Genomic DNA, 19194 nt, shown 5'->3' with positions numbered 1-19194 from the left:
GTGATCCAGGTCTCATCGGCACAGTCCTTCTCTTGGTCCCTCCTCCCCACCCCCCAGGAGCGAGATTGCAGCGCACCGGCAAGCGCAGGCTCGTCACGGCCGCCCTGACCGCCCTCGTGCTGGTGCTCGGCGGTGTCGTCGCCACCGTCACCCGGCACGATCCCGGCCCCACCCGCTACCTCACCGACGACCAGGGGCGGGCGCTCTTCCTGCACGGCCTCAACACGTCGGGCTCGACCAAGAGCGACCCCGACCGGCTGCCGTGGATCACCGAGGAGGACGTCCAGACCGAGTACGACGCCATGGGCACCAACTTCGTTCGCTTCCTCATCCAGTGGCAGGCCCTGGAACCCGAGGAGGGCGTCTACGACGAGGAGTACCTGGACGCCGTCGCCGAACGCGTCGAGTGGTACGCCGACCGCGGTTACCACGTGCTGCTCGACATGCACCAGGACCTGTACGGCCGCTACACCAGCCCCGAGGAGCACTCCGGCAACGGCGCACCCGAGTGGGCCACCCACAACGACGGGCTGCGGGTGGAGAGCAACGAGATGTGGGAGCTGGTCTACCTGGAGCCCGGGGTGGTGCGGGCCTTCGACCACTTCTGGGGCACCACCGGCGAACACCCCGGTCTGATGGACGCCTACGCCGACGCCTGGGGGCACGTGGCCGCACGGTTCTCCGGCCACCCGGCGGTGCTCGGCTACGACCTCATGAACGAACCCTTCGGCGGCAGCCTCCAGGGCGCCGACTTCGAGGCCGGGCCCCTCGCCGAGCTCTACCGCCGCTCCATCGCGCGCGTCCGCGAGGCCGACCAGGACACGTGGATCTTCGTGGAGGGCCAGGCCGTGGGCGTGAACTGGGGCCTGCCCTCCCACCTGCCCCGTCTCGACGACCCGCGCGGGGACGAGCCGAGGATCGTCTACGCCCCGCACATGTACGCCCTGCCCATGGACCTGGGCCAGCCCTACGAGGGCGACGCCAAGCGGCGCGTCGACGCCAGCGTCGACGCGTGGTCGCACAGCGTCCAGCTGGTCGGGGAACGCCTGGAGGCGCCGATCGTGCTCGGCGAGTTCGGCCTGGACATGTCCGGGGCGGGCGCGCCGGAGTTCGTCGAGCGGATTCTGGCGGAGACCGAGGCGATGTCGGCCGGACGCGTGTACTGGTCCAACGACCACGACGGCTGGGGCCCCTGGGAGGACCGGGCCGAAGGCGGGGAGCTCACCCCCGGCCCGCTCGCGCACGTGATGAACCGGGCCTACCCGCGTGCCGTGGCGGGTGAGCCCCTGGAGCTGGGCTACGACGACGCCGCCGAGACGCTGTCGGTGCGCTACACCGAACGCGCGGGGGTGTCCGGGTCCACGGAGCTCTACCTGCCCGAGGACGTCTTCGGCGGCGGCCCCGGCCAGGGCTTCGAACTGACCGTGGACACCCCGGCCGGGGACGGCGGATGGACGTCGGACTGGGACGGGCAGCTCCGGATCCTGCACGTCACCGTCAACGGCGCGGCCGACGGCGACGAGACCGCCCTGACCGTGGCCCCGGAGTGAGGGCGGCGGCCCTGACCCGGGCGGGGCCCGCTCAGACCGGACCGCCGACGCTGGTGGCGCCCGCGCTCACGACCAGGACGGCCCCGGGGACGGGGAGGAGCGGGGCGCGGTTCGGCCGGGTGATCCCGTCCTCGGACAGGACCGGTACCGCCACGACGAGCTCCCACTCCTGCGTGCCGTCCCAGGAGGCGCGCCGGCACAGCGGAGCCCCGGCCCGAACCACACGCTCGCCTTGCCTGTCGTACGTCGTGGGACGCACGGTCGGGAAAGGTGGTTCGGGCCGGGGCCGGGCCTGACGCGCTGCGCCCGGAAGCTCCGGGAGCCTAGAGGCGGCAGGCGTAGATGTCGGTGACCAGGATCGCGCGGGCGCCGAGCCGCCACAGGTCGTCCATGATGCGCTGGGCGTCCTTGCGCGGCACCATCGAGCGGACCGCGACCCAGCCCTCGCGGTGCAGCGGGGAGACCGTCGGCCCCTCCATGCCCGGGGTGAGGGCGACCGCCGACTCCAGCTTCTCGGCGTGCACGTCGTAGTCCATCATCACGTAGTCGCGGGCCACGAGGACGCCGCGCAGGCGGCGGAGCAGCTGGTCGATCTGCGGGTCCTCGGGAGCGTCCGTGGGCCGGATGACCACGGCCTCGGAGACCAGGATCGGGTCGCCGAAGGTCTCCATGCCCGCGTTGCGCAGAGTGGTACCGGTGGAGACGACGTCGGCGACCGCGTCGGCCACGCCGAGCTGCACCGAGCTCTCCACCGCGCCGTCCAGGTGGATGACGCGGGCGTCGATGCCCTGCTCGTCCAGGTAGGCGCGGAGCAGGCCGTCGAAGGAGGTGGCGACGCGCTTGCCGTCGAGGTCGGCGATCTTCATCCGGCCGCCGCCCGGGGCAGCGAAGCGGAAGGTGGAGCCGCCGAAGCCCAGTGGGAGGACCTCGTCCACCGGGGCGCCGGAGTCCAGCAGCATGTCACGGCCGGTGATCCCGGCCTGGAGGATGCCCTCGCCCACGTAGACGGCGATGTCCTTGGGGCGCAGGAAGAAGAACTCGGTGTTGTTGTCCGGGTCGACCATGACGAGGTCGCGGCTGCTCTTGCGCTGCCGGTAGCCGGCCTCGACCAGCATCCGGACGGCGGGGTCGGACAGCTGGCCCTTGTTGGGCACGGCGATTCTGAGCATGTCGGGCATTGACTGGATTCCTTCGTGGTTCTGGCGGATTTCGGGGACGTCCGGTGGGCCGGTGCGCGCTCGCGCCCCGCGAGGGGCGCGGAACACCGGCCTAGAGATGCTTGTAGACGTCCTCGAGGCGCAGGCCACGGGCCAGCATCAGAACCTGGAGGTGGTAGAGGAGCTGCGAGATCTCTTCGGCGGCTTGCTCGTCCGACTCGTACTCGGCGGCCATCCAGACCTCTGCGGCCTCCTCGACGACCTTCTTGCCGATGGCGTGGACACCGGCGTCGAGCTGGGCGACGGTCCCGGACCCCTCGGGGCGGGAGCGTGCCTTCTCGGACAGCTCGGCGAACAGCTCTTCGAAGGTCTTCATGGTGTCTTTCCTCGACCGACAGTGCGGTACCAGAGTAGGCGCTTCAGACTCCCCGTGACCAACCGGGGAGGAGAAGTCTCATCATGTGAGAGCAGCTGGTGCGCCAGGCCGCTCGGGGCAGACCGCCGGGCGGACCACCCCGGGGCGCGGCTCAGGCCATCCGGCGGGCGACGGCGCGGAACAACGGCCTGGGCAGGAGGCGCAGGATCCCGGCTGCGGTCTTGTACTGGCCCCCCGGGATGACCACCGGCCGCCCGGCCGACCAGGCGAGAAGCGAGTCGCGGACGATGTGCTCCTTGGGCACGAAGGCGAACGCGGGCATGCCCTGTTCCTGCACGCCCCGGGTCATGTCGGTACGCACGAAACCGGGCAGCACCGCCGTGACGTGGACGCCCTGTCCGCGCACCTCCGCGGCGACGCTCTCGCTCCACAGCGTGACGAACTTCTTGCCCGCGCCGTAGACGGAACCGCCCGGGTTCGCGGGGATCTCCCCGGCCATCGACGACACGTTCACCACACCCAGCTTGCCGTCGTACCCGGCGGCACGGCGGGCGGTCTGGACCGGCAGCACGGCGCGGGCGAGCTGGAGGACGGCGCGCACGTTGAGATCGATCATGGCGTCGATCTCGGCGGGGTCCTGCTCGGCGAAGACGCCGCCGTCGCCGCGCCCGGCGTTGTTGACCAGGAGGTCGATCGGGGCGAGGTCGCCGCTGCCGTCCGCGGTCAGGCGTTCGGCGACGGCCATGACGCCCTCGGGGCTGCCGAGGTCGGCGGAGATCACCTCGACGCCGGTGCCGTAGCGTTCGCGGATCTCGTCGGCGAGCTCGGCCAGCAGTTCACCGCGGCGCGCGACCACGACGAGGTCGTAGCCGCGCTGGCCGAGTCTGCGGGCGTACTCCTCACCGATACCGCTGGAGGCCCCGGTGACCAGCGCGGTCCGGGAGTGCTCGAAAGAATCGGGGGCGGGGGTGTTCGCGGCGTCGCTCATGCCCTCAGCGTAGGGCTTGGGCGTAGGGCCGCCCGGCCTGGAACGGCCTCGCGCAGCGGGCGTGACGTGGGTTCCCGCTCCGGCGGTGGTGATGGCCACGCGGTGTTTCCCGGACAAACACACGCATGGGCTCCCTTGTGCGACACGGAGGCGTTAGCGTTCAATCATGTCCGAGACACAGAGCCCTGCCGGACCCTTTTCCGCCCTGAGGCTGGACGAGCGTCTGCGTGACACCAGACTCTTCTTCAGCCAGGCGTTGAAAACCTTCCACGCGACGGGTTCCATCCTGCCCAGCAGCGGCGCGCTGGCGCACGCCATGGCCCACTACGTCCGCGCCCGCCCCGACCCCGACCAGCCCGTGCGCATCCTGGAGGCCGGTGCCGGAACCGGTGCCATCAGCCGCGGGATCGCCGCCGCGATGCGCCCGGGCGACACCGTGGACTTCGTGGAGGCCAACCCGGAGTTCGCCTCCTACGTCGAGCACCTGCTGAAGACCGATCCGGTGATGTCGCCGATCGCCGACAGCGCCCAGGTGCACGCCTGCCTCGTGAACGAGATGGGCACGGACCTCACCTACGACGTGATCGTGTCGGGCCTGCCGTTCGCCAACTTCACCGCGGACCAGGTCAGCGAAATCCTCGACTACTACTTCACGGTGCTGCGGCCCGGCGGGACCCTGTCCTTCTACGGGTACCTGTACACCAAGGAGGTCAAGGCCGTGATCGCCAAGCGCGAGGACTACCTGCGCCAGGCGCGGACGAGCTGGGTGGTCCAGGACTGGCTGGACCGCTACGGCGTCGGCTCCGAGAAGGTCTTCGCTAACATCCCGCCCGCGTGGGTGCACCACCTGCGCAAACCGGAGTGGGAGTCCTCCAGCAGCTGACCGGCCGTCACCATCCGAAGACCCCGTCCACAGGCTGTGGATGACTTCTCGAGAGTCTCCGTGAGCCCGGGTCGGGGTTTTCGCCTGTCCGGGGTCGCTCACCGCGCCTCTACGGGTGTGACCTGCGACTATCCCGTCGGACGAGGAACCCGCCCAGCACTGGCCAGCCGCCCCCGGAGTGACCTGCATCACCTGCCCGAGGTTCGCACCCACAGCTGGGGCGCGGGTAGTCTCGCGTTGACTTCCGAGGGACCTGTCCTTTTCCGGAACAGCACGAATGCCCGGTTCATCCGGTTGCACGCTAAATATTCCGTTAGGTCTGTCCAAAGGCCCTCGAGGCTCAATCCGCGCCACATCCCCCCGGTTTACGTTCTTCCCACCAGACCCATGTGAACCAGACACATGCGCGCGGAGTCCTATATCTCACCAATTTTCGCAGGTCAGTAAAGGACCAGTGGAGGAGGCAACGTGACGCTCACCCAGGTGGTCAATGCGGCTCCGGAGGCCCCGCGGGGGCCGGCTGACACGACCCTTGAGGCCATGCCCCTCGACGTCCGGCAGCGTGTCTCCGCCCTCGCCCGCACCTCGCGCCTGCTCGTGGCCTGCGACTACGACGGCGCCCTGACCCCGGTGGACAACAGCCGACGCGGTCCGCTGCCCGAGGCCGTCCGCGCCCTGCGCGACCTCGCCGACCTGCCCGGCACCGTGTGCGCGGTCATCTCCGCCCGGCCCCTGCGCGACCTTGCCGTCCTCTCCCGGCTGCCCTCGGAGGTCAGGCTGGTGGGCGCCTACGGCACCGAGTTCGACACCGACCTCACCATCGACCCCGGCCACCCCGGCACCGGCCCCGACGCGCCGCCCGCGGACAAGTCCGCCGCCCTGGAGCTGCTGCGCGAACAGGTCGAGGCCACCGCGATCCTCTACATCGGCGGCGGCGACGGCGAGGAGCCGGTGTTCATGAACCTGAACACCGGTGCCGACGCGGGCGTGCGTGTGGGTGAGGAGCCCACCGTCGCCGCGCACAGCGTCCCCGACACCCCCACCGCCGCGACCCTGCTGTCCCTCCTGGCCACCGAACGCCGCTCCTGGGTGTTCGGCGAGCGCCCCACGCCCATCGAGCGCATGTCCATGCTGTCCAACCAGGCCTCCGTGGCGCTGGTCGGCCCGGACGCGCGGCTGCTGTGGTTCTGTCACCCCGAGCCGGACTCCAACGCCCTGTTCGCCGAGGTCCTGGGCGGCCGCCAGGCGGGCGTCTTCGCGATCGCCCCCGCCCACGGCGGCCTCCCCCTCGGCCAGCGCTACCTGCCGGACACCATGACCGTGCGCACCCGCTGGTCCCGCCTGGAGGTCACCGACTACCTCGCCCACGACACCGCCCCGGGCCGCACCGACCTGGTCCGGGTGATCGGCGGCGTCACCCCCGCGACCATCGAGTTCGCCCCGCGCCCGGACTTCGGCCGCGCCCCCATCCGCATCACGGTGGAGCCCGAGGGCCTGCGCGTCCAGGGCGCCGACTTCCCGATGGTGCTGCGCTCCCCGGGCGTGGAGTGGCGCGTGGACCACGACGGCACCGACGACGTCGCCCGCGCCACCGTCCACCCGCGCTCGGAGCGCCCGGTGGTACTGGAGCTGCGCTGCGGCACCGACTCCCTGGCCGCTGAGGAGCGCACCGAGCCCGAGCGCCAGGAACAGGCCGCCCACCACTGGTCGGACTGGCTGAGGACCCTGGACCTCCCCGGCACCGAGAACTCCCTGGCCGCCCGTTCGGCGTTGACGTTGCGGGGTCTGTGCACCCCCACCGGGGGTGTGATGGCCGCGGCCACCACCTCCCTGCCCGAGGAGATCGGCGGGGTCCGCAACTGGGACTACCGGTACTGCTGGCTGCGCGACGGCGCCCTGACCGTCCAGGCCCTGGTCACCCTGGGCTCCACCGCCGAGGCCGAGGCCTTCCTGGACTGGGTCCACCAAGTGGTCGCCTCCCTGCCCTCACCCGAACTCCTGCGCCCCCTCTACAGCCTGCGCGGCACCGACCTGGGCCCCGAGGAGGTCATCGAGTCCCTGTCCGGCTACGCCGGATCACGCCCGGTCCGCATCGGCAACCTCGCCGACCACCAGGTCCAGCTGGACGTGTTCGGGCCCGTGGTCGAGCTCATCACCCACCTGGCCCAGGCCAAGGGGGCCCTGTCCGACCGCGACTGGGACCTGGTGCGCTCCATGGCCCAGGCCGTGGCAAGGCGCTGGCACGAGGCCGACCACGGCATCTGGGAGGAGCGCGACGAACCCCGCCAGCGGGTGTACTCCAAGGTGATGTGCTGGCTCACCCTGGACCGCGCCCTGACCCTGGCCCAGCGCTACCGGCGCGAGGCCGACCCCGGCTGGGCCGCCCTGCGCGCCCGGATCGCCGAGGAGGTCCTGGAGAAGGGCTGGAACGACCAGGCCCAGGCCTACGCCACGGCCTATGACGGCACCGACCTGGACGCGGCCTCGCTGCACATCGGCCTGTCCGGGCTGATCGACCCGGCCGACGAGCGCTTCCAGGCCACCGTGACCGCGGTGGAGGCCGAGCTGCGCAGCGGGCCGACCGTGTACCGCTACCACCGTGACGACGGCCTGCCCGGCGGTGAGGGCGGCTTCCACCTGTGCACCACCTGGCTGATCGAGGCCTACCTGCTCACCGGACGGCGCGCCGAGGCCGAGGAGCTGTTCAAGCACCTGGTGGACTGCGCCGGGCCCACCGGGTTGATCCCCGAGGAGTTCGACCCGGTCACCGAGCGGGCCCTGGGCAACCACCCGCAGGCCTACTCCCACCTGGGGCTGATCCGCTGCGCCCAGCTCCTGGACCGGTACTGACCCGCAGTGGCCGACCGCAGGGCACCGGTCGGAAGTCACGGACGCGACGTTGAGGGGTATCCCGCTCGCACCAGGGGGTGCCCCTCCCGCGTTCCCGGCCCCTGCGGGGTGGCGGGCTTCGTGTCGCGGCCGTCAAGGCCCGTGACGGAACGACGAGGGACCGGCCGTAAGCCGCGCCCGGGGGTTGTCCGCTGCTTCCAAAACCCCTGTATCCCCGGTGATCTTGCTACCAGGAGCGCTGAGCCACCGAAACCCAAGGCGCCGAACTCGCTCCTGGTAGCAAGATCATCTTCGAAGCAGGGGCCGAAACCGGGCCCGGGGGATCTGGCGGGCCGCTGGTGGTGTTCGCCGGTAGGGGTGAACGGCCGCGACACGCGAACCGGTCAGCGGCGGCGGGGGCCGTTCTCCAGGCGCTCGCGGACCGCGGGCCACTCCGCGCGGAGCACCGAGTAGTACACCGCGTCCCGGCGGCGGCCGCCCGGCATCACGTTGTAGCTGCGCAGGACGCCCTCTTCGGTGGCGCCGATCGCGCGCAGTCCGCGGCGGGCGCGTTCGTTGAGGACGTCGGTCTTGAACTCCACCCGCTCGGTGTCCATCGCCTCGAAGGCCTGGCGCAGCAGCAGGTACTTGGCCCAGTGGTTGACGCCCCGGCCCCGGAAGTCGCGGCCCAGCCAGGAGCTGCCGATCTCCAGGCGCAGGTCGGCTTCGGAGAGGTTGCCGTAGCTCATGCTGCCCGCGATCCGTCCACTGGCCGCGTCGGTGATCGTGTACGTGGTACGACTGCCGTTCCCGGAGGCGGTCAGGTAGGAGTCGAAGAACCGCTCGAAGTCGGCGTCGTCGTCGACCCGGGTTACGAAGTGCGTCCAGATGTCGGGGTCCAGGGCCTGGGCGCGCCAGCCCTCACGGTCCTTCTCCTCGACGGGAGTGAGCACCACGTGCTCGTTCTCCAGGCGAACCCTCGACTTCTCGATCCACTGCCCGAACCGCGCCATGCCGACTCTCTCTGGTTTGCCTACGGTGTCCGACCCGGATTGTAGGGTTCCGTCACATTCGGATGCCTCGGCGCCCCCGGCGCTTGTGGAAGGGAACCCGCCATGGCTGCGACTCTCAGCCGACGCGAGCTCAACCGCGCCACCCTGGACCGCCAGTTCCTGTTGCGTCGGGTGGACCGGCCTGCCACGGAGGTGCTCGCCCGGCTGGTCGGTCTCCAGGCGCAGACCGCGCACACCTGGTACGTGGGTTTCCAGAGCCGTCTGGAGGACCCCGATCCGCACGCGGTGGGGCGGTTGCTCACCGACGGCTCGCTGGTGCGGATGTCGCTGATGCGTTCCACCCTGCACCTGGTCTCCGCACAGGACGCGGCCTGGATCCGGCCGACCACCCAGGAGGTCATGGACAAGGACCTGGCGCACAGTGCGCACGGGAAGGCCACCGCCGAGGTGGACCTGGACGCGGTGGTGGCCCTGGGCCGGGAACTGTTGGAGGAGCGCCCGCTCACCCCCAAAGAGCTGGGCGAACGCATCGGTCAGCGGTGGGAGGGCGTGCCCGGCACCCACCTGGCCTACGTGGTGCGCTGCCTGCTGCCGGTCGTGCAGGTCCCGCCGCGCGGGGTGTGGGGCGCCTCGGGGCAGCCCGCTCTCGCCCCCGCCGACACCTGGACCGGGCGTCCCTTCGCGCCAGGCCCCGACCGGGAGGCGCTGGTCCTGCGCTATCTGGCGGCCTTCGGCCCCGCCAGTGTGCGGGACGTCCAGGCCTGGTCCGGGCTGACCCGCCTCAAGGAGGTCGTGGAAGGGCTGCGCGAGCGGTTGGTGTCCTTCCGCGACGAGGCCGGGGTCGAGCTGTTCGACCTGCCAGAGGCGCCGCGCCCCTCTGCGGACGTCTCCGCTCCGGTCCGCTTCCTCTACGACTTCGACAACCTGCTGCGGGGTCACGCCGATCGGAGCCGGGTGATCTCCGCCGCGAACCTCAAGCGCGTCTCCTCGCGCAACGGGATGCCGCCCGCGACGGTGCTCGTGGACGGCGAGGTGGCCGCCGCCTGGAAGGTGGATCGGAGCCGCCGGACACCCTCCCTCGACATCACACCTTTCCGGCTTTTCAACAACTCGGAAAGCGAGGAGATCGTCATGGAAGGAATGCGCCTCCTCTCCTTCTTCTCCGCAGCTCAGGAGGGTGGAGAGGTCCGTTTCTCCACTCCTGCCTGAATTTTCCCCCGTTCGCCACTCACCCGCTTTGTGCATATGCGTCCTGATCACGGAGAGCACGTGCGGGTATGACAGGATTCTGGGGTGACTGAAGAGTTCCGTGCCGCGTTCCAACGTGTGCTCGACACCGCCGCCAGCCAGGCACCCGGCTTCCACGAGGCCGTGCACGACGTGTTCCGGCTCTCCTCCGATGTACCCCGGGAGGAACTGGCCATCGCGCTGGAGGCGCTGACTCCGGTCCTGAGCGACGTCGAACCCTACGCCGGGGTGGCCTCCGACCTCTCCGTCCTGGCCGGAGCCCTGGTGGAGTCCGGCGCCCCCGCGGGTCAGGTCGGCCTGGAGGTGCTGCGCCAGCTCGGCAGCTACGGCCAGGCCGCCGCGGCCTTCATGCACGCCTGGGAGAAGACCGGTGGCGGGCCCCTCCCCTCCCCGAACGACGTGGGCGAGACCGATGAGAAGCGGGTCGAGGAGGTCCTCGGCGACAACGCCCCGCTGGCCACCGTCGGCTGGTGGACCTCGCTGCGCTACGGGCTGGCCGCCAAGGCCATGCTCGGCGACTCCGGGGTGCGCTCCGCGGTGCGCGCGGACCCCGGCGCGATGGACCAGCTCGGCCAGCTCGTCCAGGCCCTCTCCACCCGCCTGAGCGAGTTCGTTGAGGTCCGCGAGCTGCTGCGGATGTCCGAGGTCAGCCGGATCCTGGTCCTGGACCGGGCCTCCTGGCGGGGCTTTCGGGTGCGCTTCGACGGCGTGAGCGACAACTTCCAGCTGCACACCCTGCTCGCCGACGCGCTGATCGGCAAGGAGGGGTACCGGCTGCCCGGCACCCGCCCGGACCCGCGCTGGGTGGCGGCCTCCATGGACGCCGCGGTGGACCCGCTGGCCGACGTCGTACGCGGCGAATGGGACCTGGTCGGCGGTGACGGCACGTGGATCGGCAACGAGGCCTGTCCCGGGGACATCCCCCTGGTGGACAACGAGCGGGTGCTGGTCCTGGAACCGCAGTCGCTGCTGCACTCCTGGCGGGCCGGCCGCCGCCACCCGCACATCACCGGCGCCCTCGCCGTCCTGGAGGAGCTGCATCCGGACGAGGCGGCCGCCTGGTGGGCGCGCATGCACCCGGCCGGTTCGGTCCGTCACCCGCAGGCCCCGCCGATCGAGCTCGACGACACCGGCTCGCACCGCCGTCCGCCCCGGCACTTCGGGGTGGCCGCGCACTTCGCCGAGGTGGACTCGGGCCCGATGTCGGCGTCGTTCAGCGCCCTGGACCCGGAGCTGGACACCCCCGGCCCCGGGCTGGCCCCGTCCTTCGAGGACGTCACGATCAACCCCGACCCGGCTTCCGCGCCCGATCAGCCCCTGGCACCCCCGGCCAGCCCGGCGCCGGAGGAGGAGCCGGACGAGCCGGACGACTTCGCGGTTCCGGCCATGTGGGCCGCACCCTCCGCGCCGTCCGCACCCGCCGGACAGGGCTTCGACGACCTCTTCGACTCGTCCCTGGACGAGCCCGCGTGGCGCGACCCACGCCCGCTCCCGGAGTCCGAAGCCGAAACCGAGCCCTGGCTCCGGTCCGAGCCCGAACCCCGGCCGGAGCCGGTCGACGACGGCCTGCCGCCCGGCGCGCGCCTGCTGCCGCCGATGCCTCCCGGGGTGTCGGACAGCAGCACCTGGGCCCCGGGCTGGAAGTGGCCGATGCGCCCGCCCGAGCGCTGAACCCCTGCTGCCCCTCTGGCACCACCGTGACCGCTTCCGGTCACCGCTGTTCGACACCTCGTCGCTCCACCGCATGTGACAGCTGTCATCACCCGCCCACCGCGTCCCTCACACGGGGGCGGTGATGACTGCGACTGTCGGCTGGAGGTGGTTTCACGGGATTCTGGGGACATGACGACGAACACGGACACCCCCAGGGTCACGGTGACGAGGACGCCATCGGGGCCCCGCCCCGCCCCAGCCGTGAAGCGGCCCTCAAGGCCGCCGGGAAGGCGTGGGACGTGGAGGAGACCAAGCGTGCCAAGGCCGAGATGAAGGGCATGCGCCCCTGGCCCAAGGAGATGAAGCGGCAGGACAAGGTCCTGCTCTGGATGCTCATCGGCATCCCCGCGTTCTTCATGCTGACGATGCCGCTGCGTCCGTTCTTCATCGCCGACCACCCGGTGGCCCTGGCGTTCGCCACCGGCAGCTACGCCGCGATCGGGGCAGCCTCAGCCTTCGCGAGCATCGGCGAGGGCTCCCTGTGGCTGGTGATCGTCGCGGGAGCGGTCGGCAAGGCGAAGGTCAGCTGGCTCTTCTGGTGGGCGGGCCGCCGCTGGGGGATGAACATCGTCAGCTTCATGGTCCCGAGCGAACGCGGCCGCAAGTTCGCCAGGAAGCTGGAGACGATGAACCCGTGGGTCATGCGGCTCCTCATCCCGCTGAGCTACCTGCCGGGCGTACCCCCCGCGCTCCCGCACATCGTCGCCGGGGTGAGCGGGATGCGTCTGACCACCCTGATGCTGCTGGACCTGTTCGGAGCCCTGATGGTCACCTCCGTCGTCGCGGGCATCGGCTACACCTCGGGGCAGGCGGGTGTGGACGTGGTCCTGCTCATCGACAGCTACGCCCTCTGGATCATGCTCGCGCTCATCATGGCCATGGCGATCCTCCCGACCATCCCCACCGTCAGGGATCAGCGGAAGCGCAAGGCCCAGTTCCTGAAGGAGACGGGTGAGGCCTACGACGCCGAGACCGAGCGGTTGGCCTCCGAAGCCGCGGGGACCGCGCCCGAGGCCGGATCCGGAACCGGCACCCCCGAGGCCGAGCAGAACGTTCCCGACTTCCCCGAAGCCCCACTGTCCAGCAACAACGCCTGAAAGTAGGGCCGTGAACGCGCATGGTCACACACAGCGGCGGGGTACCCGACTAGGCTGGCGAGCGGCAATCCGACACCCCGGGCAAGCCGGCTGCACTGGGTGCGTCACAAACACACTCAAGGAGATCCCGTCATGGGACAGCAACACTTCGATCTGGTCGTCCTCGGTGCCGGGCCCGGCGGTTACGTCGCGGCGATCCGCGCCGCTCAGCTGGGCCTCAAGGCGGCCGTCGTCGAGGAGAAGTACTGGGGCGGGGTCTGCCTCAACGTGGGCTGCATCCCCTCCAAGGCCCTGCTGCGCAACGCCGAGCTGGCCCACCTGTTCAACAACGAGGCCGACTACTTCGGCATCAAGGTGGACGGCACGGTCGAGTTCGACTACGGCAAGGCGTTCAGCCGCAGCCGGGAAGTAGCGGACGGCCGGGTCAAGGGCGTCCACTTCCTGATGAAGAAGAACAAGATCACCGAGCTCAACGGGCGCGGCACCTTCGTCGACGACCACACGATCGAGGTCAAGGGCGAGGACGGCTCCACCGAGACCGTCACCTTCGACAACGCGGTGATCGCCGCGGGCTCCTCCACCAAGCTGATCCCCGGCACCTCGCTGTCGGAGCGGGTCGTCACCTACGAGGAGCAGATCCTCACCGAGGAGCTCCCCGAGAGCATCATCATCGCGGGCGCGGGCGCCATCGGCGTCGAGTTCGCCTACGTGATGAGCAACTACGGGGTGGACGTCACCATCGTGGAGTTCCTCGACCGGGTCGTCCCGCTGGAGGACGAGGAGGTCTCCAAGGAGATCGCCCGCGCCTACAAGAAGCTCGGCGTGAAGATCCTGACCTCCACCAAGGTGGAGAGGGTCGAGGACACCGGCTCGGGTGTGAAGGTGACCGTCACCGGCAGCGACGGCAAGGAGCAGACCCTGGAGTCGGACAAGCTCCTCCAGGCGATCGGTTTCGCGCCCAACGTCGAGGGTTACGGCCTGGACAAGACCGGGGTGGAGCTGACCGAGCGCGGCGCCATCGCCATCGACGGGCGCGGCCGCACCAACGTCCCGCACATCTTCGCGATCGGCGACGTCACCGCCAAGCTCATGCTGGCGCACACCGCCGAGGCCATGGGCATCGTGGCGGTGGAGACCATCGCGGACGCCGAGACGCAGGAGATCGACTACCGGTTCATCCCGCGGGCGACCTACTGCCAGCCGCAGATCGCCAGCTTCGGCTACAGCGAGAAGGAGGCCAGGGAGGCGGGCTACGACGTCCAGGTCGCCAAGTTCCCGTTCATGGCCAACGGCAAGGCGCACGGCCTGGGTGACACCCGCGGTTTCGTCAAGATCATCTCCGACGGCAAGTACGGGGAGTTCCTGGGCGCCCACATGGTCGGCCCGGACGTCACCGAGCTGCTGCCGGAGCTGACCCTGGCCCAGCAGTGGGACCTGACGGTGCACGAGGTGGCGCGCAACATCCACGCCCACCCGACCCTCAGCGAGGCGGTCAAGGAAGCCGTGCACGGCCTGGCCGGGCACATGATCAACTACTGATCCGCCACCGCGCGAACTCAGACGGGGCCGGTCCGGGGAGTCTTCCCCAAGACCGGCCCCGTCCGGTCGGCCGAGGCGCCCCGGGGTCCCCGGACTTGCTAAGTTTCCCTGTGTCCCCCGTCGGCGCCCTCTCCCCCGGCCCGGCGCACCCCGAACCGAAAGCCACCCATGCGCCTGATCCCGTCCACACCCCTGTCGTGCCTGGGCACGGCCGTCGCCGCGGTCGTCATCGGCGGTGTCGTCCTCGTCGGCTGCGACGTGGTCGACCTCGACCTGGACCTGAGCCTGTCGTCGGGCGGCGCGGACTCCCCCGAGGAGGAGGCGAGCGCCAGCCCCAGCCCCGAGGACGCAGAGGGCACAGAGGAGCAGGAGGAGGAAGCGGCCTCCGCCTACGGTCTGCCTGAATCCTGCGAGGCGGCCAACGCCACCCAGATCGTCGGCGACCTGGCCCCGGGCCCGGTCCTGACCGAGGAGAGCGGGCCGATCGAGGGGATCGAGGACGCAGAGCAGCTCTCCTGCACCTTCAGCGACGGCGGTACCGAACCCGGAACCCCGTCGTTCACCCTCGTGTTCACCTCGGGCGCGGACCCCAGCGCCAACCCGGACGTCGTCCAGGTGCCCGGCGCGGAGGCCGAGATGAACTGGGAGGTGGACGTCGACGTGGACGTGGACACCTACCACACCGAGGACTCGGACGACCTCGGCGGCGACCTGGAGTACGTCGGCACGGTGGACGGCTCCAGCAAGCACCTGTACCTCCAGCTGCCCGGCGACTTCCACGTCACCGCCATCGCCTACTTCGACGACGTGGAGCGAGGAGACCTGGAGAAGGTCGTCTTCCAGGCCGCGGGCCAGATCCGCGGCTAGGGGTCTTCTGAACGCTCTGCGGGGCCGCCGACAGCACTAGAACCCAAGGGATGGCGGGCGGCCCTGCTTCTGCTGTTCTAGAGCGTTGATGGCGGTTCGGCGGCTCACCAGGTGCCAGGGGTCGGCTCTGCAGCCCTCTTCCCCCGGGCCCGCACGCAACGCCTGGCCGTGTCGCGGTCGGTCACTCTCACCGGCGGAACGACGGCTGAGGGGCGCGGATCCTCCTCGGGAGGGTTCCGGCCTCCTCTTCGAAGATGATCTTGCTACCAGGAGCAAGTTCGGCGCCGAACTTGCTCCTGGTAGCAAGATCATCGGGGATGAGAGGGTTTCGGAAGCACAGGACAGGCCACCGGTCGGGTTTCGGTCTGCGGGGTAGTCGCCCGTCGGCACGGGCGCAGGAGCTCCAGAAAGCTCCCATCAACGATCTAGCGCCCGTACCGCTTGAGGCCGCCTGTGCTCAGGGTGACCCCGACCCCGGGGATCTCGACGGTGTGCCCGTAGCCGAGCTCGGCGATGTCGCGGTACCTGCCGCCCCCGGGCTCGCTGTGGACCGTGACGCTGTCGTCGTCGCGGTCCACCAGCAGGTAGACGCCGATGTCACAGGCGGCGTAGGCGCGGGCCTTCTCGACCCGGTCACGGGTGCTGGTGTCGGAGTCCCATGAGGTGACCTCGACGACTACCAGAACCCCGGCGGGATCCGCCCACTCACCCTGTCCGGCGAAGTGGTCGACCGGCGCGAGGATGCCGTCCGGGCGCGCCCGGCCCTTGCGGTAGGAGTCGACCTTCAGGCCCTGGCCTGCGACATCCAGGTCCAGGTCCGGCCGCTGGGTCATGAACTGGCGCATCACCCACATGAGGATCGCGTTGTGGTCGCTGTCGGGAACGGTCCGGGTCTCCACCAGGCCGTTGAGGTACTCGAGGGTGACATCCTCACGGGCGGCAGCCCGGGCGATGAACTCGAACTGTTCGACACTCAGTTTCTCGGTGGGAGGTCTGGGCGAGGGCTGCTCGATCACAGTCATGGTGTGCGGCCCTTCCGGTGCGGACTCCTGTGCCCGTTCCTCATGGGGATCCCCTTGAGGAACGGGAGAGGCCGCCGACAGTGCTCACTGTCGGCGGCCTCTCCTCCAGCTTCGGGGACCGGGGCCGGTCAGTAGTCGACCGGGATCTCCTCGAACTCGCCGAAGGGTCCCGCGCGCAGGGTCAGTTCCTTGACGTCCACGGGCGGGGCCGGGAACACCGCGACCAGCTCGTGCGAGTTACCGGGCTGGATCATGTGCACTTCCTCGGCGAAGCTGCTGTAGCGGCCGTCACCGAAGTCCATCTGCGCCACGTAGCGCACCAGGCCGTTGTCCGGCTCGTACAGCTGGAAGCCGCCGAGCGTGCCCTTGTTGAACTGCTCCGGGCCGCCCGCGACCGACTCCGAACCGCCCAGCTCTGGGGTGAGCGGCGCGTCGGTGGTGTTGGTCATCGCCACGGTGCCGATGACGTAGGCGCCGTCCCGGCGCAGCGGGTAGATCTCCAGCTTGATGCCGTCCTTCTCGCCCTCGGCGACCACCGACCCCGGGTCGTCGCTGTAGGGGGCGGGCCAGGTGACGTTGCGCTGGGCCACGCCCAGGCCGTCGTCGTCGTACTCCTCGTCCTCGGTCGCCTCGACCGTGGGGTTGAAGACGTAGGAGAACTCCACCCGGCGGTTGCGGGCACGCGCCTCCTCGTCGTCGGGGCCGCCCTCGCGGGCGATGGGCTCGCGCATGCCGCGCCCCTCGACCTCCAGCTTGTAGTCCGTGCCGAGTTCCTCCGCGAGGAGGTTGCGCACGGTCTCGGCGCGCTTCACCGACAGGTTGTCGTTGTAGGCGGCGTCGCCGATGCCGTCGGTGTGGCCGATGACGGTGATGGTGGGGTCGTCGGGGTCGACGTTGTTGGCCAGCGTGGTGGCCGCGCGCCGCACGACGTCCGCGGCGGTGTCGGTCAGGTCCGAGCGGTCGAACTCGAACATCACGTCCGAGTGCAGCGAGATGATCTCGCGGTCGCCGTCACGGGTGGTGGAGGCCACCTCGGAGTCGACGAAGCTCTGCACCCAGCCCTCGTCGGCCAGCGCGTCGTCACCGGGGCGGCGGTTGGCGAAGGTGAGGTTCTCGCCGCGGGCGGGCGGGTTGTCGAGGCTCAGGTGGTCCGGCCCGTTGGGGCTCTCGGGGTCCGCCCGCTCCTCGTCCACGTCCTGGATCGTGATGCCGGTCATGGCGCCCAGGCCGCTGCCGACGAAGGTCACCTGCGCGACCTCGTCCGGAATCCGCGGGAAGTAGCGGGTGTACTCGTTGGTGACCCCGTCGTGCACGGGGTACAGGCCGTCCTCGTTCGGGCTCTCGGAGCCGTACTTGAGTCCTTCCTGGTCGAGGAACTGCCGGTACACGCGTCCGGTGAGCGGGTCGACCAGGGTGTGGGCCATGCTCAGGTTCCGGTTGGGACCCTCGAAGTCGCCTGGGTAGGTGACCTCGTAGTGCATGACCGTGTAGTCGTCGGTGCGCTCCAGGCCGGTGATGGAGAAGCGCATCTCGGCGTCCTGGCCGGTGTCCTGGAAGATGCGACCCTCTCGGACGTAGGGGAACTCCTCCCTGACCTCCGGCGGACCGGACGCGTCGCCGAAGGTCTGGGACCACCAGTCGGACACGGGGGTACAGCCGCTGAGCAGGAGGCTGCCCGAGACCATGAGCGCGACCACGGTGAGGGGCGTCTTCCGCGCCATGTGGGGGAACTCCGATCGTTGAGGAGACTTACGGGCAATATCCTCCTGCACTCGCGGGGTCGAACCGACCACGGAGCCCCCCTGAGAGCACTGTCAACCGCCCTGGCCAGGGGTGACCCCTATGGGGGATTCTTCGGTTATGGCGTCTGAACGCCTCCCCCACGCCTGCGTGGGCCCCCCTGATCGGGCTGCTCACCGGCGCCGCGGCGCTGGCCTTCGCCGAGGTCACGGCGGCACTGGGCGGGGCCTGCGGGCCGGTGGTGACGGTCGCCGACGCGGTGGTGGAGGTGAGCCCGCCGACTCCGGTGGGGACCGTCCCGGACGGGGCCGAGGGCTGGCACCGTGTCCGGGCGCGGGTCGCGTGAGCGGGTTCGGGGATGGGTGAGTCGGACGCCGCGCGAACGGACGCCAGCGCTTAGCGTCGTACTCCGGTGACGGAGGGACATCACCTGAAGGAGTGACGCATGCGCAGGACCAGTCTGAGCCGCCGCACCGGCGGCACCGGCCCCGCGGCTGCCACGGGCGCCACCGCGGCGGCGCTCCTCCTGGTGCTGAGCGCCTGTGGCGGCGGGGGCGAAGGCGCTGGCGACGACCCCCCGCAGGAAACGGGGCGGGAGGGGGCGGCCGGGAACGGGAGCGCGGCCGAGCCCTTCGGCCCCGGTTGTTCGGACTTCCCCGGGAAGGGACCGGGCAGCTTCGAGGAGATGGCGCAGCGGCCCTTCGCCACCGCCATCGCCGACAGCCCGGTCCTGGGCAACCTGTCCGACGCCCTGGAGCGGTCCGGCCTCAGCGACCGCATGGACACCGCCGAGGGCATGACCGTGTTCGCCCCGGTCGACGACGCCTTCGACATGTACCCGGACGGGGAGATGGACGACCTCCTGGAGGAGCCGTACGGTCTGGCCCACCTGCTCAACTACCACGTGGTCGCGGGCGAGGTCCCCTCCGCGGAACTGGACGGAGGCGTGTTCGACGCCCTCAACGGCGGTCAGGTGCGCTCGTCCGCCTCGGGTGGCCGGTACACCGTGGACGGCTACGCGCCCGTGGTCTGCGCGGACGTGGAGACCGCCAACGCCACCGTGCACGTGGTGGGCATGCTGCTCATCCCGTCCTGATCACCTTCCCGAGCACCGCCCGGGGCCCCGCCCGAGAAAAAATCGAAAAAGATCCCCATCCACCAATCCGCTCCCC

At 70.5% G+C, this 19194-nt stretch carries 16 protein-coding genes; 9 read left to right on the top strand and 7 right to left on the bottom strand.

All coding sequences use genetic code 11. From position 1 onward, the window contains the following. The first annotated feature begins 65 nt into the window (after nt 1–65). On the top strand, nt 66–1550 hold the full coding sequence (locus HNR07_RS25800) for a cellulase family glycosylhydrolase (protein ID WP_184367200.1): 1485 nt from the start codon (nt 66–68) through the stop codon (nt 1548–1550). A 31-nt stretch (nt 1551–1581) separates the two neighbouring features. Here the strand turns inward: HNR07_RS25800 and HNR07_RS25795 are convergent, their stop codons facing one another. The 4 genes from HNR07_RS25795 to HNR07_RS25780 all read right to left on the bottom strand — a co-directional run bounded on the left by HNR07_RS25795 (nt 1582) and on the right by HNR07_RS25780 (nt 4071). After that, complete coding sequence (locus HNR07_RS25795) at nt 1582–1809, bottom strand: hypothetical protein (protein WP_184367198.1); 228 nt, start codon at nt 1807–1809, stop codon at nt 1582–1584. 64 nt (nt 1810–1873) lie between these two features. Next, nucleotides 1874–2728, bottom strand: a complete 855-nt coding sequence (gene hisG / locus HNR07_RS25790) for an ATP phosphoribosyltransferase (RefSeq protein WP_184367196.1) — start codon at nt 2726–2728, stop codon at nt 1874–1876. A gap of 91 nt (nt 2729–2819) precedes the next feature. Beyond that, complete coding sequence (locus HNR07_RS25785) at nt 2820–3083, bottom strand: phosphoribosyl-ATP diphosphatase (RefSeq protein ID WP_014913038.1); 264 nt, start codon at nt 3081–3083, stop codon at nt 2820–2822. Nucleotides 3084–3234: 151 nt separating this feature from the next. Then, on the bottom strand, nt 3235–4071 hold the full coding sequence (locus HNR07_RS25780) for an SDR family NAD(P)-dependent oxidoreductase (protein WP_184367194.1): 837 nt from the start codon (nt 4069–4071) through the stop codon (nt 3235–3237). Nucleotides 4072–4237: 166 nt separating this feature from the next. On the opposite strand from HNR07_RS25780, the gene HNR07_RS25775 reads away from it, so the two are divergent. Further along, on the top strand, nt 4238–4954 hold the full coding sequence (locus tag HNR07_RS25775; RefSeq protein ID WP_184367192.1) for a class I SAM-dependent methyltransferase: 717 nt from the start codon (nt 4238–4240) through the stop codon (nt 4952–4954). Nucleotides 4955–5422: 468 nt separating this feature from the next. Continuing rightward, nucleotides 5423–7804, top strand: a complete 2382-nt coding sequence (locus HNR07_RS25770) for a trehalase-like domain-containing protein (protein WP_376769947.1) — start codon at nt 5423–5425, stop codon at nt 7802–7804. 383 nt (nt 7805–8187) lie between these two features. Here HNR07_RS25770 and HNR07_RS25765 read toward each other — a convergent pair whose 3' ends face one another. After that, a complete protein-coding gene (locus tag HNR07_RS25765) occupies nt 8188–8796 on the bottom strand; it encodes a GNAT family N-acetyltransferase (RefSeq protein WP_184367188.1) in 609 nt (202 codons plus the stop codon). Between the two features lie 102 nt (nt 8797–8898). On the opposite strand from HNR07_RS25765, the gene HNR07_RS25760 reads away from it, so the two are divergent. The 5 genes from HNR07_RS25760 to HNR07_RS25740 all read left to right on the top strand — a co-directional run bounded on the left by HNR07_RS25760 (nt 8899) and on the right by HNR07_RS25740 (nt 15260). After that, nucleotides 8899–10005, top strand: a complete 1107-nt coding sequence (locus tag HNR07_RS25760; RefSeq protein ID WP_184367186.1) for a winged helix DNA-binding domain-containing protein — start codon at nt 8899–8901, stop codon at nt 10003–10005. An 84-nt stretch (nt 10006–10089) separates the two neighbouring features. Beyond that, nucleotides 10090–11715 (top strand): hypothetical protein, encoded by a 1626-nt coding sequence (locus tag HNR07_RS25755; RefSeq protein WP_184367184.1) that lies wholly within the window; start codon nt 10090–10092, stop codon nt 11713–11715. Nucleotides 11716–11996: 281 nt separating this feature from the next. Next, nucleotides 11997–12854, top strand: coding sequence for a DedA family protein (locus HNR07_RS25750; RefSeq protein ID WP_312893980.1), 858 nt, complete (start codon nt 11997–11999; stop codon nt 12852–12854). Between the two features lie 132 nt (nt 12855–12986). Next, the gene (gene lpdA / locus HNR07_RS25745; protein ID WP_184367182.1) at nt 12987–14393 is read left to right on the top strand and encodes a dihydrolipoyl dehydrogenase; all 1407 of its coding nucleotides are present in this window, start codon (nt 12987–12989) and stop codon (nt 14391–14393) included. 168 nt (nt 14394–14561) lie between these two features. After that, entirely contained in the window at nt 14562–15260 is a 699-nt protein-coding gene (locus HNR07_RS25740; protein WP_184367180.1) for a hypothetical protein, read from the top strand. Nucleotides 15261–15685: 425 nt separating this feature from the next. Here the strand turns inward: HNR07_RS25740 and HNR07_RS25735 are convergent, their stop codons facing one another. Both HNR07_RS25735 and HNR07_RS25730 read right to left on the bottom strand, forming a co-directional pair. Beyond that, nucleotides 15686–16282, bottom strand: coding sequence for a Uma2 family endonuclease (locus tag HNR07_RS25735; protein ID WP_184367178.1), 597 nt, complete (start codon nt 16280–16282; stop codon nt 15686–15688). 128 nt (nt 16283–16410) lie between these two features. Further along, entirely contained in the window at nt 16411–18003 is a 1593-nt protein-coding gene (locus HNR07_RS25730) for an OmpA family protein (protein ID WP_184367176.1), read from the bottom strand. A gap of 464 nt (nt 18004–18467) precedes the next feature. Here HNR07_RS25730 and HNR07_RS25725 point away from each other — a divergent pair, with 464 nt between their 5' ends. Beyond that, nucleotides 18468–19118, top strand: coding sequence for a fasciclin domain-containing protein (locus tag HNR07_RS25725; protein ID WP_184367174.1), 651 nt, complete (start codon nt 18468–18470; stop codon nt 19116–19118). Nucleotides 19119–19194: the final 76 nt, after the last annotated feature.

Source organism: Nocardiopsis metallicus, assembly GCF_014201115.1.
Classification (GTDB): Bacteria; Actinomycetota; Actinomycetes; order Streptosporangiales; family Streptosporangiaceae; genus Nocardiopsis; species Nocardiopsis metallicus.
The sequence above is the reverse complement of the archived record's forward strand: the minus strand, read 5'-3'. Positions and strand labels throughout refer to the sequence as shown.

Bases quoted from the DNA above. Each gene is read 5' to 3' on its own strand.
- hisG (WP_184367196.1), bottom strand. From the start codon at position 2,728: ATGCCCGACATGCTCAGAATCGCCGTGCCCAACAAGGGCCAGCTGTCC.
- HNR07_RS25785 (WP_014913038.1), bottom strand. From the start codon at position 3,083: ATGAAGACCTTCGAAGAGCTGTTCGCCGAGCTGTCCGAGAAGGCACGC.
- HNR07_RS25780 (WP_184367194.1), bottom strand. From the start codon at position 4,071: ATGAGCGACGCCGCGAACACCCCCGCCCCCGATTCTTTCGAGCACTCC.
- HNR07_RS25775 (WP_184367192.1), top strand. From the start codon at position 4,238: ATGTCCGAGACACAGAGCCCTGCCGGACCCTTTTCCGCCCTGAGGCTG.
- HNR07_RS25765 (WP_184367188.1), bottom strand. From the start codon at position 8,796: ATGGCGCGGTTCGGGCAGTGGATCGAGAAGTCGAGGGTTCGCCTGGAG.
- HNR07_RS25760 (WP_184367186.1), top strand. From the start codon at position 8,899: ATGGCTGCGACTCTCAGCCGACGCGAGCTCAACCGCGCCACCCTGGAC.
- lpdA (WP_184367182.1), top strand. From the start codon at position 12,987: ATGGGACAGCAACACTTCGATCTGGTCGTCCTCGGTGCCGGGCCCGGC.
- HNR07_RS25740 (WP_184367180.1), top strand. From the start codon at position 14,562: ATGCGCCTGATCCCGTCCACACCCCTGTCGTGCCTGGGCACGGCCGTC.
- HNR07_RS25735 (WP_184367178.1), bottom strand. From the start codon at position 16,282: ATGACTGTGATCGAGCAGCCCTCGCCCAGACCTCCCACCGAGAAACTG.
- HNR07_RS25730 (WP_184367176.1), bottom strand. From the start codon at position 18,003: ATGGCGCGGAAGACGCCCCTCACCGTGGTCGCGCTCATGGTCTCGGGC.
- HNR07_RS25725 (WP_184367174.1), top strand. From the start codon at position 18,468: ATGCGCAGGACCAGTCTGAGCCGCCGCACCGGCGGCACCGGCCCCGCG.